Genomic DNA, 14,074 nt, shown 5'->3' on the forward strand with positions numbered 1-14,074 from the left:
GGGCATCATCGTTCGACTTGCATGTGTTAAGCACGCCGCCAGCGTTCGTCCTGAGCCAGGATCAAACTCTCCGTAAAAAATTACAGACCCAACACCCCAAAGAGCGTCAGACCGAGTTGATCTTGACTGTTGACTGTCTACTGACAATCTTCAATCCAAAAGGAATTGTCTCCGGACGCCCCAAAAAGATGAGACGCCACGGGGTCAATAAATTGGCATTGACAATGTGCACGCTGTTGAGTTCTCAAGGACCAGACGCACTCCCCGCTCGACCCGTGAAGGCTCCGCCGGAGAGGCATTCGTTCTCGTCCACCCGAGGAAACGCCGAATCGCTTCGACTTCTTCGGGGGTGGTTGCCTGAGCGGGACCCCGTCCGGACTGCGTCACCGGGGCTTGCACCCCGTGACCGTCTCGGCCGTTCCGTTCTCCGCCTCAGCGGCAACGAGTGATTACTTTACACACGCCCCGGGGGCCCCGCCAACCGTCGTCCCGCCCGGGCGTGTCGCGGCTGCACCGCCCCGTGGTTCCACGGATCTGGGCCGTAGGAGCGCCCGCGGGCGGCGGGGGCGTGCGCATCGTTCGACACCGCAGAGGTCGATCGACTTCTGCGCTGTCGAACCTTGCGGGGGCATCCGGTGCGTCCGCAAGGGTCGACAGCGCACGAGTCGATCGACGTGCGCGGTGTCGGAACACTGGCGCGAACCCGCCCGGGCACCGCAAACGCGGCCGGGCACCGCGGGCGCGCCCAGGCCGGGCACCGGCCGCGCGGCGGCCGCGCACGACGGAGGGCACGATGCGCGAACGCATCGTGCCCTCGGGAGCGGGGGTGCTACTCGGCGGCGGCGAGCTGTCCGCACGCGCCGTCGATCTCCTTGCCGCGGGTGTCGCGGAGCGTGGTCGGGATGCCGGCGGCGTTGAGGCGGCGGACGAACTCGTCCTGCACGTGGACCTCGGACGACGTCCACACGGAGCCGGGCGTCGGGTTCAGCGGGATCGGGTTCACGTGCACCCAGCCCTTGCCGCGCTTGTTGAGCTTCTCCGCGAGCAGGTCGGCCCGCCAGGCGTGGTCGTTCATGTCCTTGATGAGCGCGTACTCGATCGACACCCGTCGACCGGTCTTGACGTAGTAGTTGTGGGCGGCGTCGATCGCCTCGTCGGCCTTCCACCGCGAGTTCACCGGGATGAGCTCGTCACGGAGCTCGTCGTCCGGCGCGTGCAGCGACAGCGCGAAGGTGATCGGGATGTCCTCTTCGGCGAGCTTCAGAATCGCCGGCACCAGGCCGACCGTCGACACCGTGATGCCACGGGCGCTCATGCCGAGCCCGTGCGGCTGCGGGGCCACCATCGTCCGGACGGCGTCCATCACGCGCTTGTAGTTCGCCAGGGGCTCCCCCATGCCCATGAACACGATGTTCGTGACGCGCTCGGCGTCGACGCGGTCCTTGCCGCCCTTGCGCGGGTCACCGCCGAGCTCCCCGGCCGCGATGGCCGCGTTCGCCCGGACGATCTGCTCGATGATCTCCGCGGTGGACATGTTCCGTGTCAGGCCCTGCTGCCCGGTCGCGCAGAAGGGGCAGTTCATGCCGCAGCCGGCCTGGGACGAGACGCAGAGCGTGATGCGCCCCGGGTACCGCATCAGCACCGACTCGACCAGGGCGCCGTCGTGCAGCTTCCAGAGGAACTTGATCGTGTCGCCCTTGTCCGTCGCGAGACGCCGGGTCTCGGTCAGGAGCGGCGGGAGCATGCCCGCGACGAGTTCCTCGCGCTGGGCCGCCGGCAGGTCCGTCATCCGGTCGGGGTCGGACGTGTAGTGCGTGAAGTAGTGGGTCGACAGCTGCTTGGCCCGGAAGCCGGGCAGCCCGAGTTCCTTGACCTTGGCCTCGCGTTCCTCGACGGAGAGGTCGGCCAGGTGCTCCGGCGGCTTGCCGCGCTTGGGCGACGCGAACTGCAGGAGCGGGCGGCCCTCGCCGTCGGTGGCCTGGGTCCAGCCCTCGGTCCGGGGACGCACCTGCGGGCGGGCAGAGCGTGCTGCCTGCTGTTCCTCGAACGGGGTGCGGGTCTCGGTGGCCATCACTCCAGCTTACGGGAAGCAGACGACCCGTCAGGAACCGGCGGGCAGCAGGCGTGCGAAGTGGTGCGCGGCCGAGTACATCGGCACGATGTCGACGACCTCGCCCGGGTGCGGTGCCTGCAGCACGAGGCCGTCGCCGAGGTAGAGCCCGACGTGGTCCTCGTCGTCGTAGACCACCATGTCGCCCGGCTTCGCCTCGGCGGCCGGGATCGTCGTCGCGGCGGCGTCCTGCGTCGGGACGTAGTGCGCGAGCTGGATGCCCACCGCCTGGTACGCCACCATCGTCAACCCGGAGCAGTCGATGCCCGCGTGGCTCGCGCCGCCCTCGACGTACGGGTCCCCGAGGTACTGCAGCGCCGTCTGCAGGATCGTCGCGCGGTCGCCGCCGGCGGACAGCGCAGCGGAGATCGTCGACTCGGCCTGCGCGGTCGTCACACCGAAGCGGGTGACGAGCGTCGGGTAGGACACGACCGAGGTGGTCGTCATGCCGTCGGTCGAGGTGATCGGGATCTCGACGTCGTGCGCCACCGTGTAGGTCTGCAGGTGCTGCGACGTCGTCGTCGTCACCGGGGCGGCGACCTCGGCCGTCGCGGCGTTCGCCGGCATCGACAGGGTCAGCGCCGAGGTGAACGCCAGCGCCGGCGCGAGCAGGATCGCGGCGCGCTTGGCGTTGGCGGCGCGGCGGACGTGCCGCGGGTCCAGGGCTCGCTCAGCACGGAGAGCTCCGGTGCGCGAGACGAACGACGAGCCGGTGGCCGCACGCGCGACCGGGGCCGACACACGTGCCGGGGCCAGCGCGACGACGCGGGCGGGCTTCTGGTGCTCGACGAAGGTGGAACGGGCCACGGCCGGTCCGGCGGCCGATCGACGACCGCGGGGACGGGCCGGGGGTGCCACGGGTGCTGCGGTCGACGGGGTCGGTGCGTGCAGGCCGTCGTCGGCTGCGGGCAGAGCGTGGCGTCCCATGGTTCCTTCCGGGTACGAGTCGACCGCCTCGGGAACGGGACTCGGGAAGATAACGTATTGGTCACGAACCTGATCCCGGCTGGGGAAGCGCTGACGTTTCCTGCAGCCCGTCACAGGAACGACGGTCAGCCCCAGCGCTTCCCGAGCCGTTCGGGGCCCTGGTGGCGACCGGTCAACCGGCCGTCGGCCACATGACGGCGGCGAGTCGGGCCTCCCGGTCGGTCGCGACGGCCTCGAGGCGGGCCGCGAGCGCGACGACGGACGGATCCGCCCCGACGTCCCCCGTCCTGTCCCCCGACAGGGCGCCCGGCACCGGGGCACCCGCCCGGACCGCGAGCGGCAGGACCCCGGCCCAGACGTCGTGGTCCTCGCCGTCGTCGGCGGCCTCGCCGACGCCCGCGAACCGCACCTTCACGCTCGCGTGCTCGAGCGGGACCTGCAGGACCTGGGTCTGGCGGACCTCCTTGGCGGTCATCTCGCGGACCTCGGCGCGCCGGCCGGGCATCAGGTGGTCGCTGATCTGCCAGAGCGCCTCGGCGCGGAGGCCGTCCGGGACGACGGTGGCACGACCGGCGATCATCGCGCTGCGGTAGTTCGCCGAGCTGTCGAACGTCGAGCGCGCGAAGACGATGCCGTCGAGGTGTGTGACGGTCGCGGCGACGGGGACGCCCTCCGGCCCGGCGTCGAGGAACAGACCACCGCCGGTCGAGCCGTGCAGCAGGAGCACCGGTCCGGCGCCGAGGTCGCCGACGCCGCAGAGGAACGGCAGCACGATCGGGTGGCCGCCGCGGACGAGGCCGACGTGGGCGACGAGGGCCTCGGCGAGGACCTCGCGCAGCGCCTCGGGGTCGGTGCGCTGGCGGTCCCGCTTGCGCCGGACGGTCATGTCGGGGTGGTCGGCGCGGTCGTGCGGTGCGGCGGTCTGCGTGGTCATGGCCTCACGCTAGGTTCGGGAGTGGACCACTCCGTAGTCCAGATCGAGGTACACCGCATGGACCAGTTCGGGAAGACGGCCGGGGTCGTCGCACGGATCCGCGGCATGGTCCACGACGGCATGCTCCGCACCGGCGACGCGCTGCCGTCCACCCGTGCCCTGGCCGCGGAGCTGGGCGTCGCACGGGGCACCGTCGTGGCGGCGTACGAGCAGCTCGACGGCGAGGGGTACATCCGGACGCGGCACGGCGCCGCAGCACGGGTGGTCGGCGGAGCAGGGGCGGCGGGACGCACCCCCGCACCAGCGCCCGACCCACGTCCGGGGACGCGCCCTGATCCGCGTCCGGCGAGCGTGGTCGACTGCCGCCCGGGCATCCCCGCGGTCACCGCGATCTCGGACCGGGACTGGCGGGCGGCGTGGCGTGCGGCCGCCGACCTGCCGCTCCGCAACGCCCTCTCCGACCCGCTCGGGCTCCCCGCGCTCCGCGAGCAGATCGCCGCGCAGCTCGGGTTGAGCCGCGGCTTCGCCCCGGATCCGAGCCGGGTGGTCGTGGCCGCGGGCACCTCGGAGGCGGTCTCCCTCGTCACCGAGGCACTCCGGGTGTCGCTCGGCCGCGCTCCGCGGATCGCGGTCGAGGACCCCGGGTACCGGACCGGCCACCGCGCGGTCGTCAGCGCCGGCGGTGAGGTCGTCGGGGTCCCGCTCGACGACGACGGGCTCTCCCTCGACGCCCTGCGCGCGGGCGGCCGGTTCGACGCCGTGATGGTCACGCCGACGCACCAGTATCCGCTCGGGTCGGTGATGCCGGTCGCGCGACGGCGCGCGCTCCTCGACTGGGCCGCGGCGATGGGGACGCTCGTCATCGAGGACGACTACGACTCCGAGTTCCGGCACCGCGGACAGCCCGTCCCGGCACTCGCCGCGCTCGACGCGGGCGTGCTGCATGTCGGCGGGTTCTCGAAGTCCTTCGACCCGCGGCTCCGGTGCGCGTACGTCGTGCTGCCCGCCGATCGCCCGCACGTCGCCGCTGCCGTCACGGCCGCCCGGACCGCGCGGGGCGCCGTCGTCGCGGAGCCGGTGCAGGCAGCGGTCGCACACCTGCTGCGGACGGGCGCGTTCCGACGGCACCTCGGACGGGTGCGGCGGGACTACACGCACCGGCGGGAGCTGATCGCGGGACGACTCGCGTCCGCTGTCGCCGCCGTCCCCGGCCTGGAGGCTCGTGCCCTGACCGGCGGGCTGCACACGGTGGTGACGTGGTCGGGTCCACTGCACGGTGCGGCCGTGGTGGACCGGCTCGCGTCGCGCGGCGTCCTCGTGGCGGACCTGGCGGACTACGAGGTCACGGCGGGGAGCGCCGGCGACGGGGTGGTCCTCGGGTACGGGGCGGTGTCCCTGCCGGTGCTGGAACGGGCGCTCGACGCGCTGCTCGAGGTGCTGGGCGCGGGCCCCGGTCCGGTCACGGGGTGAGGTGCGCTCGCGCCCTGGCCTGCACGGCCGCGGCGTCGCGGTGGTCCCAGAACGCGAAGTGCGTGCCGCCCGGCAGCGTCACCAGCTCGGCGTCCGGGAGCTCCGCGGCCGCACGGGTGCTGTGCGACGGCCGGACCTCGGTGTCCGCGTCCCCGTGCACGAGGAGCACGGGTGCCCGGACCTCGGCGAGCCCGAGCGAGGTGATCCCGCGGAAGGCCCGGACGTCGTTCACCCACCCTGTGCGGTGCGGTCCCGAGCTGTTCCCGGTCGCCGCGACGTCGAGCAGGAACGCCCGCCGGGCCGGATCCGCGAGGACGCCCGACACGTGGTCCCGGAGTGCACGCCCGCGGAGTGCACTCACGCCGGACACCGCGCCGAGCACCGTCGCCCGCGGAGCGTGCGCGGCGAGCCACCCGGACACCCGGGCGCCGACCGCGGTGTGGGAAACGACGTACTCCGCCAGGTGCGGCCGCGCCGGACCCCACGCACCGCTGACGGCCGACGCCGCGACGACGGCGTGCACCCGGTCGGGGTGGCGCGCCGCGAGCCGGTAGGCGGCCGGTCCCCCACCGGACCACGCGAGTACCCCGACCCGGTCGATACCGAGGTCGTCGAGCACACCGGCGAGCAGGTCGGCCTCGTCGTCGATCGACGCGTGCGCCGGGTCGAGCGGGGTGCCGAGGTAGCCGGGCCGGGAGACGAGCACGCTCCGGAACGTGTCCTCCGGCAGGAAGCGGCTCATCACCCGGGCGGCGTCGATCCCGCCCGGGGAGCCGTGCAGCACGAGGACGGGGACACCGGTGCCCCTGGTCGTGGCCTCCACGTGCATGGACCGAACCTAGTCGGCCCGCCCATGCACACGCTGCGTGGGCACGGACGGATCCCGCCCCGGAAGCGAGATCAGCGCTTGACGGCGTCGATCTTCAGCATCTTCGCGATGACGCTGTCGAGCTCGCTGTCGTCGAAGACCTGCTTCCAGTCCTCCTTGATGAGCTTCTCGCGGCCGTAGCCCATGGCGATGTGGCACGCGTCGGAGAACGGGTTCGAGCCGCGCAGGCCGTTCGTCAGCGCGATCCAGGTGTGGCCGTAGAGCATGGCGCGGGCTGCCTCGCGGGGCACGCCGACACCGGTCACGGTCTCCTCGAGCGCGTCGTTGAGGAAGTCGCCGATCATGCAGGCGATCGTCTCGACCAGGGTCGGCTCGAGCACGGCGAGCTGCTTCACCGTGACCCAGTGCACCTGGATGACGGGCGCGTACATCGTGGTGATCACGGCTTCGGCGACGGCCTTCGCGGTGTCGCCCTCGTCGCCGAGGGACTCGGACGCGTCGAAGGCCGCGATGACCTCCTGCGGGGCGGCGATGCCACCGAAGGTGTCGTCCCACTCCTCCTTGGTGGTGCGCTCGAGGAACACCGACGGGTGGCACGGGTGCGCCACGGCGTAGTGGATGTCCGCACGCTTCGCGAGCAGGCCCGCGTACGCGGCAGCCGGGTCGAGCGTCAGGATCGTCGCACCCGCCTTCATGACGGGCACGAGCTGCTCGGAGATGCTGCCGAGCAGGACGTCCGGCACGGCGAGCACGACCACGTCAGCGGCCTTCGCGGCGTCGATGCTGTCCGTGATCGATCGGCCGAGACCCTGGATGCGCTCCTGCCCGGCGGGCGAGGCCTCGCTGTAGAGCGTCGTGTACTCGCTCTTGGCGAAGTTGTTCGAGACGCGGGTGCCCATCTTGCCGCCGGCGCCGATCACGGCGACGGTGACGTCGGCCGTGCCGGATCCGGCTGCGACGGTGTGGGTGGTGGCGGTGTCGGTCATGATTCCCTGCTCCTGGTGTACTCGATGGTCTGTTCGGTCCACGCCGCCTCGGTGCGGGTGGTGGTCTCTGCGGGGTCCCCGGTCGCGCCGACGGTGGCGTCCTGCCACGGCAGCCAGAACTCGATGACCCGGTTGATGCCCCGGACGTCGGGTGCGATGGCGGCCCGGATGGCGTCGTGGTCGATGCGACCGGTGCCGATCGGGACGCCCGTGTACTGGAACCCGACCCAGCCCGGCGACCGGGTGAAGTCGGCGTCCTTGACGTGCCAGTTCACGACCCAGGGCAGGCACGCCTCGACGACGTCGGACGGGTGCTCCAGGTCCGCGACGGTGTTCGCCGGGTCGAGGCAGATCCCGAGCGACGGCGAGGCGATCGCGGCGACGACGGCGACGAGCTCCGCGGTCGGCACGACCTCGTACGTCTCGAGGGCGAGCGTCACGCCGGCGGCCTCGTAGGCGGGCAGGGCCGCGCGCAGCCGACGCTCCGTCTCGGCAGCGGAGGGCAGGTCGTCCCCTGCGCTCCACATCGACCGGACGAGCGTCGCGCCGAGCTGCTCGGCGACGTGCAGGTACCGCGCGAGGTGGTCGGGTGCGGTGCCGCGCGTGCCGACCTCGAGCCCCAGCCCGAGGTCGTCGGCGAGCGACCGGATCGATGCCAGGCGCTCGTCCGACGCGGTGTCGAGCGGCGCGTGGTCGCAGATCTGGAAGAGGTCGACGCGCTGCGCGGCGGCGTCCCGCATCGCGTCGTCGAGCGACATCGGCGACGGGACACGGTCGGACATCCGCCAGAAGTAGGCGTACGTGGAGAGCCCGAGCAGCGAGGTCATGCGGTCACCGCCAGCGCCTGCGCTTCGTCGAGGATCGTGCGGATCGCCTCGGGGTCGTGCGCGAAGCGGCCGAGGAACAGTCCGCCGATGGCGCCCCGTCCGCGGGTGAGCAGGCCGGGTCCGGCACTGCCGCCGTAGATCACGACGCTGCCGGCGAGTTCCGGCCGGGTCGCGAGGTGTGCCTCGATCCCGGCGAGCACCGCGACGATGTGGTCGTCCGGCGCCGGCTGCGGTGCGCCGATGGCCCAGACCGGCTCGTAGGCGACGATCACGGGGCCGGCGATGCCGTCCGCGACGGCCGTCGAGACGAACCGGTCGAGCTGCGCGGTCACGTCCGCGATCGCGTCGGGACGGGAGGCTCGGCTCGGCTCACCGACGCAGATCAGGGGACGCAGGTGGTTGCGGAACGCGGCGTGCACCTTCCCGGCGACGTCCTGGTCCGTCTCGTGGAACAGACCGCGACGCTCCGCGTGCGCGATCTCGACGATGTCCACGCCGATCTCCGCGAGCTCGCGTCCGGAGACCTCGCCGGTGAACGCGCCCTCGTCGGCCCACGCCAGGTCCTGGGCGCCGAGGAGCACCGGGGTGCCCTCGAGCGCGGCCCGCACCGGGACGAGCGACGGGAACGTCGGGATGACGAACAGCTCGACTGCGCCGCTGGTGACGGCGGGGTGGTCCCTGGCGATGTCGGCCACGGCGGACGCCCACGCCAGCGTCCGGGCGTGCCCGAAGTACATCTTCAGGGACACCCCGATCGTCAGTCGGGGCGTCACCGTGGCGGGGCTCACGCGTCCGTTCCGACCGGAGCGGACCCGTCGTAGGAGCAGATCGCGGCGACCTTCTCGGCGGAGGCGGACGTGGTGTCGAACTCGTGTCCGAGCCACTCCTTCGCCATCCGGCGGGCGACCTCGACCCCGACGACCCGCTGGCCCATGCAGAGCACCTGCGCGTCGTTGGAGAGGACGGAGCGCTCGACGCTGAACGAGTCGTGCGCGGTGACCGCACGGATGCCGGGGACCTTGTTCGCCGCGATCGCGACGCCGAGCCCGGTGCCGCAGATCAGGATCGCCCGGTCCGCCGCACCGTCCGCGACCATGCGGGCCGCGTCGACGGCGACGTGCGGGTAGGCGGTGTGCCCGTCCGCGTCCACGCCCACGTCGACCACGGAGGCGACGCGGGGGTCTGCCTCGAGGTCGCGCTTGATGATCTCCTTGTAGTCGAAGCCGGCGTCGTCCGAACCGACGACGAGACGGAACTGCGTGCTCATGCTGTGGTGCCTTTCGTTGCGGTGCGTGCGGGTCAGGCCGGGACGGAGATCGTCGACAGGACCGCAGCGGTGATGAGGGCGAACGAGATCGCGCCGGCGTCGGGCGTGCCGACCGCGTCCTCGCCGTGGGTGCGGGCGCGGCCCATCCTCGGCAGGAGCGATGCGGTCGCGTCGGCGGCTGCGGTCGCGGCGGCCGTCGCCTCGGACCAGGCGGCGACGAGGTCGTCACCGGCCGCGATCCGGGCGGCGAGCACGTCGTCGAACGGGACGAGCGCGTCGACCATGGTCTTGTCGCCGACGACCGCGCCGAAGGCGAGGACCGCCTCGGTCGCGGCGTGCACGGCGCGCTGGACGGTGGCGGGTGTCGGACGCTCCTGGTCCCCGATGACGCGACCCATGGCCTCCAGGGCGGCACCCCAGATCGCGCCGGACGTGCCGCCGGCCTTGTCGGACCAGGCGTCTCCGGCGATCGCGAGGGTGGTGCCGGCTCCGGCACCGCGCGCTGCGGCGTCGGTGGCGGCCGCGTCGGCGGCGGTGGAGCCGCGCTGCATGCCGATGCCGTGGTCGCCGTCGCCGGCGACCGCGTCGATCCGGCCGAGCTCGTCGGCGTGGGCGTCGATCGTGCGGCGGACCGCGGTGACCGTCTCGGCGACGATGCGGGCGGACTCCTGGGAGTCCGGGCTGCCGGGGGCGACGGGGACCTCGACGCCGGCCGCGAGCACGGCGTCGGGGAGGCGCTCCTGCGGGACGGCGCCGCCCTTCCGGAAGGCCGGGCTGTCGGCGGGTGCCGCCCAGAGCTCCTCGAGTTCGGCGTCGAGCCAGAACAGCGTCAGCGAGACACCGGCCGTGTCGAAGCTCGTGACGAGTTCGCCCACCTCGGGCTCGACGATGACGGCGCCCGCTGCGGTGAGTCGACGCTGCACGGTGCTGAAGACGACGAAGAGCTCCTCGTACTTCACCGACCCGAGCCCGTTCAGGATCGGGACGACCCGGGCGCCGTCGGCGGTGACGCCGTCCGGCAGCTGGTTCAGGAGCTCGTCGACCAGGAGCGCGGCGAGCTCCGACGCGGTGGGGACGTCGGTCTCGTCGATGCCCCGCTCGCCGTGGATGCCCATGCCGATGGCCATCCGCCCCTCTGGCACGGTGAACAGCGGCTCGTCGGCACCGGGGAGGGAGCAGCCGGAGAACGCGACGCCGAAGCTGCGCGTGCGGTCGTTGGCGCGGTTCGCGATCGCGGTGACCTGGTCCAGGGAGTCCCCACGCTCGGCGGCCGCACCGGCGACCTTGAACACGCAGAGGTCACCCGCGATGCCGCGGCGCTGGTGCTCGTCACCGCTCGGTGCGGAGGCGACGTCGTCCGTCACCCGGACGGTGCGGACGTCGATGCCGGCCTCGGTCAGGGCACGGGCCGCCGCGTCGAAGTTGAGGACGTCGCCGGCGTAGTTGCCGTAGGACAGCAGGACCCCGCCGCCGTGCTCGGCGGCCTTGGCCACCGCGGTGACCTGCTGGGCGCTCGGGCTGGCGAACAGGTTGCCCATCGCGGCACCGGAGGCCAGGCCGTGTCCGACCAGACCGCCGAAGGCCGGGTAGTGGCCGGAGCCACCGCCGACGACGAGGGCGACGGTGCCGGCCGGGCTGGCGGTCGCGCGGGCGACACCGCCGTGCACCTTCCGCACCCACGCCTGGTTCGCGGCGACGAAGCCGTCCACCATCTCGTCGGCGAAGTCCGCCGGGTCGTTGAACAGCCGGGTCATGCGCCTGCCTCCTGCGTGACGGCGCGCTCGGCGTCGGTCGTGGTCGGTGCGCCGTCGTCCATCCGGTGCCGGCGGGAGACGATCACCATCAGCACGCTGGAGAGCACCATGAAGAAGCCGACGATGAACATCGGGACCTGGTAGCCACCGGTCCACTCACTGACCGCACCCGTGATGTACGGGGCGGCGAAGCCACCGAGGTTGCCGACGGTGTTGATCAGGGCGACCCCCGCGGCCGCTGCGGCGCCGGAGAGGAACTGGGTCGGGACGGTCCAGAAGTTCGGCAGCGCGGCGAAGATCGAGCACGCGGTGATCGCGATCACGGCGACCGTGGCGGCCGGGGAGTTCATGTACAGCGCCACCGGGATGCTCAGGCCACCGACGAGGGCGGGGAGCGCGATGTGCCAGACCTTCACCCCGCGGCGGAAGGCGTCACGCGACCAGAAGTACAGGACGACCGCGGCGGGCACGTACGGGATCGCCGTGATGAGGCCCTTCTGGAACAGGTCGAACGTGGTGCCGAACTGCTCCTGGAACCCGTCGATGATGGTCGGCAGGAAGAAGCTCAGCGCGTAGAGGCCGTAGATGAAGCCGAAGTAGACGAACGCGAGCATCCAGACGCGACCGTTGCCGAACGCGGCACGCAGCCCGCCCTTGCCGTGGCCGTCGTTCTTCGCCTGGTTCTCCTTCGCCAGGGCGGTCTCGAGCCAGACCTTCTCGTCCTCGTCGAGCCACTTCGCCTGGGACGGCTTGTCGCGGAGCACGAACAGGCACAGGATGCCGACGATGATCGCCGGGATCGAGACGCAGAGGAACATGAAGCGCCAGCCCGCGAGGCCGCCGAGCAGGCCCTCGTGGGTCATCAGCCAGCCGGCGAGCGGGGAGCCGATGACGCTCGTGAGGGGCTGCGCCAGGTAGAACAGCGCGAGCATCTTGCCGCGGTGGCGCGCCGGGACCCAGGTCGAGAGGAACAGGATCGCGCCCGGGAAGAACCCGGCCTCCGCGATGCCGAGCAGGAACCGCAGCCCGACGAGCTGCGGGTAGTTCTGCACCCACGTGAAGAGCAGCGAGACGAGGCCCCACGTGATCATGATCCGGGCGAGCCAGACGCGGGCGCCGAACTTGTGCAGCGCCAGGTTGGACGGGACCTCGAGCACGAGGTAGCCGATGAAGAACACCCCGGACGCGAAGCCGAACTGGGCCGCGGTCAGGCCGAGGTCGGCCTCCATGCCGTTCGGCGCCGCGAAGGAGATCGCGGTGCGGTCGAGGAAGTTGATGAAGAACATCAGTGCCACGAAGGGCACGATGCGGATGGCGATCTTCCGGATGGTCGTCTTCTCGACGATGGAGGTCGGAATGCCTCGCGTCGCGGGGATGTCCACGATGACTCCTGCTCGGTGATGGTGATGGTCGCTGCGGTGCGCCCAGGACAGTGTGCAGCGCCTCGTCGTGATTTGTCAACCGGTTGACCAATTGACCGAACGGTACGCTTCCCCCATGCCCGCGTTCAGCGAGAACGACCCTCTCAACATCCGGCTCGAACTCGAGTCGGTGCCGACCGGATCCCCCGCCTCCGAGGTCGCCCGGCAACTCGTGGCCCTGCTCACCGCTGGCGACCTGGCTCCCGGTTCGCGACTGCCCTCGGAGCGCGTGCTGGCGGAGCGGCTCGGCGTCGGACGGTCGGCCGTGCGGGAGGCCCTCGCCGCGCTCGAGATCCTCGGCATCGTGCAGGTCCGCCCGGGTTCCGGCACCTACCTGCGCGGTGGCACGTCGGACCTGCTGCCGACGACCCTGTCCTGGGGCCTCATGCTCGCGTCGAACCGGACCCGGGAGCTCCTGGAGATCCGGTCATCGCTCGAACGGACCGCGGCGATCCTGGCCGTCCAGCGCGCCAGCGACGAGCAACTCGACGCGCTCGGGGCGACACTCGACCAGCAGGCCGTGGCGCTCGACGACCCGCCGACGTTCATCGAGGCCGACGTCCGCTTCCACATCCTGCTCGCCAGGGCGGGCAACAACGACGTGCTCGCCGACCTGCTGCAGAGCCTCCGCTCGATGCTCAGCGTGTGGGTGGGCCGCCGGGTCACCACCCGCGAGGCCACCGAGGTGGCGTACCGGGAGCACCGGGCGGTCTACGACGCGATGCGCGCCCGGGACGTCACGCGGACGCAGCAGGCGATGGACGCGCACATGGCCACGGCGAGCGCCCGCATCGAGCACGCCGACCCCGTCCCCGCCGAGTAGCGCGGCGCCCGGGGCACGCGGGTGCCGTTGCCAGTCCGGCAACGGGGCTTGCCCCGTGAGGCCGGGGTGTGTCCGACTGGGCGCATGTCGAACGATGCCGAGCCCACCACCGCCGCCGCGTACTGGGAGCAGCGGTACGCCGACGAGCAGCGGATGTGGTCGGGCCGGGTGAACGCCGTCCTCGCCGACGTCACCGCATCCCTCGACCCCGGGTCGGTGCTCGACCTCGGGTGCGGTGAGGGCGGGGACGTGCTCTGGCTCGCCGGGCGGGGGTGGACCGCGACGGGCGTCGACCTCTCCCCCACCGCGGTGGCACGTGGCGGTGCGGCTGCTGCGGCGGCCGACCTCGACGCGCGCTTCGTTGCTGCGGACCTGGCGACGTGGGACACCGACGAACGCTTCGACCTGGTGACGGCGTCGTTCCTGCAGTCGTGGCCGGTCGAGATCCCCCGCGACGCGATCCTGCGCCGGGCGACGGGCTTCGTGGCGCCGGGCGGCCACCTGCTGGTGACGGCGCACGCCGCGGCCCCGGGAGCGCACGAGCACGAGCACGAGCACGAGCAGCACGGGTACCGGTTCCCGACGCCCGAGGACGACCTCGGCGCGCTCGACATCGACGGGTCCTGGGACGTCGTCGCCGCCGAGCTCCGCCCGCGCTCCGTCACGCGGGACGACGGGTCGACGCACGAGCTGCTGGACAGCGTGGTGCTGGTCCGCCGCGGCTGA

Annotated in this window: 13 protein-coding genes and 1 rRNA gene; 3 read left to right on the top strand and 11 right to left on the bottom strand. The window is 72.3% G+C overall.

The annotated features are described in order from the left end of the window. The 4 genes from ACIPJY_RS07435 to ACIPJY_RS07450 form a co-directional block, all read right to left on the bottom strand. Positions 1-77, bottom strand: a 16S ribosomal RNA gene (locus tag ACIPJY_RS07435); the annotation flags it as partial. A 752-nt stretch (positions 78-829) separates the two neighbouring features. After that, complete coding sequence (gene rlmN / locus ACIPJY_RS07440; RefSeq protein ID WP_400462373.1) at positions 830-2,071, bottom strand: 23S rRNA (adenine(2503)-C(2))-methyltransferase RlmN; 1,242 nt, start codon at positions 2,069-2,071, stop codon at positions 830-832. A 30-nt stretch (positions 2,072-2,101) separates the two neighbouring features. Beyond that, a complete protein-coding gene (locus ACIPJY_RS07445; protein WP_400462376.1) occupies positions 2,102-3,037 on the bottom strand; it encodes a C40 family peptidase in 936 nt (311 codons plus the stop codon). 172 nt (positions 3,038-3,209) lie between these two features. After that, positions 3,210-3,971 carry a pyridoxamine 5'-phosphate oxidase family protein gene (locus tag ACIPJY_RS07450; protein ID WP_400462377.1) on the bottom strand — a complete coding sequence of 254 codons (762 nt, stop codon included), beginning with the start codon at positions 3,969-3,971 and terminating at the stop codon, positions 3,210-3,212. 57 nt (positions 3,972-4,028) lie between these two features. Between ACIPJY_RS07450 and ACIPJY_RS07455 the strand changes: the two genes are divergently transcribed. After that, entirely contained in the window at positions 4,029-5,441 is a 1,413-nt protein-coding gene (locus ACIPJY_RS07455; protein ID WP_400462380.1) for a PLP-dependent aminotransferase family protein, read from the top strand. On the opposite strand, the gene ACIPJY_RS07460 is transcribed toward ACIPJY_RS07455, so the two are convergent. The 7 genes from ACIPJY_RS07460 to ACIPJY_RS07490 form a co-directional block, all read right to left on the bottom strand. Continuing rightward, entirely contained in the window at positions 5,431-6,270 is an 840-nt protein-coding gene (locus ACIPJY_RS07460) for an alpha/beta fold hydrolase (protein WP_400462382.1), read from the bottom strand. The genes ACIPJY_RS07455 and ACIPJY_RS07460 overlap by 11 nt on opposite strands. Before the next feature lie 71 nt (positions 6,271-6,341). Then, entirely contained in the window at positions 6,342-7,256 is a 915-nt protein-coding gene (locus ACIPJY_RS07465; protein ID WP_400462385.1) for a phosphogluconate dehydrogenase C-terminal domain-containing protein, read from the bottom strand. Then, a complete protein-coding gene (locus ACIPJY_RS07470; protein WP_400462388.1) occupies positions 7,253-8,083 on the bottom strand; it encodes a sugar phosphate isomerase/epimerase family protein in 831 nt (276 codons plus the stop codon). Before ACIPJY_RS07470 ends, ACIPJY_RS07465 begins: the two co-directional genes overlap by 4 nt. Continuing rightward, positions 8,080-8,871 carry a triose-phosphate isomerase family protein gene (locus ACIPJY_RS07475; RefSeq protein ID WP_400462391.1) on the bottom strand — a complete coding sequence of 264 codons (792 nt, stop codon included), beginning with the start codon at positions 8,869-8,871 and terminating at the stop codon, positions 8,080-8,082. The genes ACIPJY_RS07470 and ACIPJY_RS07475 overlap by 4 nt, the downstream gene beginning before the upstream one ends. Next, entirely contained in the window at positions 8,868-9,350 is a 483-nt protein-coding gene (locus tag ACIPJY_RS07480; protein WP_400462393.1) for a ribose-5-phosphate isomerase, read from the bottom strand. Before ACIPJY_RS07480 ends, ACIPJY_RS07475 begins: the two co-directional genes overlap by 4 nt. Positions 9,351-9,382: 32 nt before the next feature. Next, entirely contained in the window at positions 9,383-11,104 is a 1,722-nt protein-coding gene (locus tag ACIPJY_RS07485; RefSeq protein WP_400462396.1) for a dihydroxyacetone kinase family protein, read from the bottom strand. After that, on the bottom strand, positions 11,101-12,486 hold the full coding sequence (locus ACIPJY_RS07490) for an MFS transporter (RefSeq protein ID WP_400462399.1): 1,386 nt from the start codon (positions 12,484-12,486) through the stop codon (positions 11,101-11,103). Before ACIPJY_RS07490 ends, ACIPJY_RS07485 begins: the two co-directional genes overlap by 4 nt. Positions 12,487-12,601: 115 nt before the next feature. Between ACIPJY_RS07490 and ACIPJY_RS07495 the strand changes: the two genes are divergently transcribed. Next, positions 12,602-13,348 (top strand): FadR/GntR family transcriptional regulator, encoded by a 747-nt coding sequence (locus tag ACIPJY_RS07495; RefSeq protein ID WP_400462402.1) that lies wholly within the window; start codon positions 12,602-12,604, stop codon positions 13,346-13,348. Between the two features lie 84 nt (positions 13,349-13,432). Continuing rightward, a complete protein-coding gene (locus ACIPJY_RS07500) occupies positions 13,433-14,074 on the top strand; it encodes a class I SAM-dependent methyltransferase (protein WP_400462405.1) in 642 nt (213 codons plus the stop codon).

The sequence above is a fragment of the Curtobacterium sp. NPDC090223 genome (assembly GCF_044746585.1).
Classification (GTDB): Bacteria; Actinomycetota; Actinomycetes; order Actinomycetales; family Microbacteriaceae; genus Curtobacterium.